The sequence below is a fragment of the Undibacterium sp. Di26W genome, assembly GCF_049340265.1.
Classification (GTDB): domain Bacteria; phylum Pseudomonadota; class Gammaproteobacteria; order Burkholderiales; family Burkholderiaceae_D; genus Undibacterium.
In genome coordinates, this window is record NZ_JBMPOR010000058.1 from 1 (window position 1) to 1,288 (window position 1,288).

The following is a 1,288-nucleotide window of genomic DNA, read 5'->3' on the forward strand; positions in this document are numbered from 1 at the left end:
TGAGCTTCCCCTGAAATTTAGTTCCCCAAAGGTGACGTAAAATAAACGTAACTTTGGAAAGACAAATGATGAACAGGATACCCAAAAAAGCTTATACGACCGAATTCAAAGAACTGGCCGTCAAACGTGTCTCAGGCGGCGAAGCCATCTCTGTAGTCGTCAAGGAACTGGGTTTAAGCGACCAAACGCTGCGAAACTGGATCAAGGCTGCATCGGACGGGAAACTCAAAGGTGCAGGCGCGAAGGTCATCACGCCGGAAGCCATGGAGCTATCCCGATTAAGAGCAGAAGTTGCCAGGCTCAAGCGGGAGAATGAAATCATAAAAAAGGCGGCGGCATACTTCGCGAAAGATGTTCTGTGAAGTATGCATGGATAGCTGGCAACAGCAAAACTTATTCTTTAGCAGAAATGTGCGCCGTATTGGAAATCAGTGTGAGTGGTTATCGCGCCTGGCAACGAGGTGGAATTCCTGGCAGAAAGCGCTTAACGGAGGCACAGATGCTGGCAATCATTCGTGCCATTCATGCAGAACTCAAGGGTGCGTATGGCAGCCCGCGCATGATCAGAGAACTGAGATTGCGCGGCTTTACAGCCAGCAAAGAACGTGTCGAAAGATTGATGCGAGAGCATGGCATACGCGCACGGCATAAGCGCCGCTACAAGGTAACGACAGACTCAAAACATGCGTTACCTGTTGCAGACAATCTGCTCGATAGAAACTTTCTGCCGACGGCGCCGAATCAAGCATGGACTTCTGATATCACTTACTTATGGACGGATGAAGGATGGCTCTATCTGGCTATCGTGCTTGATCTATTTAACCGGGAGGTGATTGGTTGGTCACTCAAGCCGCGCATGACCAGCGACATTGTGACGGATGCTTTAACGATGGCATGGTTCCGCCGCCGACCGTCAACTGGTGTGATGCATCATTCTGATCGTGGTAGCCAATATGCCAGCAATGCGTTTCAGATCAAGCTCAAGGAATTTGGTATGGTTTGCTCAATGAGCCGCAAAGGAAATTGTTGGGATAACGCACCTACCGAGAGCTGGTTTAACAGCTTCAAGAATGAGCGCTATCATGGAATTCGTTACGCAACCCATGACGCAATGAAGGCAGCAAGCTTTGAATATATTGAAGTGTTTTATAATCGAACCCGCCAGCACTCAACATTAGGTTATCGCTCGCCGGTTCAATATCTGGAAGACTGGATGAAGAAACAAAATCAAGAGAATCTGGCTGCATGACAGTCACCTGATGGTGAACTAATTACCGAGGGAAGCTCA

1 protein-coding gene is annotated in these 1,288 nt (G+C 48.5%); it reads left to right on the forward strand.

Translation table 11 applies throughout. The annotated features are described in order from the left end of the window. Positions 1 to 68: 68 nt before the first annotated feature. Positions 69 to 1,249 (forward strand): IS3 family transposase gene (locus tag ACO0LM_RS28585; RefSeq protein ID WP_423042330.1). Its coding sequence is split into 2 segments (ribosomal slippage): positions 69 to 321 and positions 321 to 1,249, totalling 1,182 coding nucleotides; the frame shifts between segments, so codons are not numbered across the junction. Positions 1,250 to 1,288: the final 39 nt, after the last annotated feature.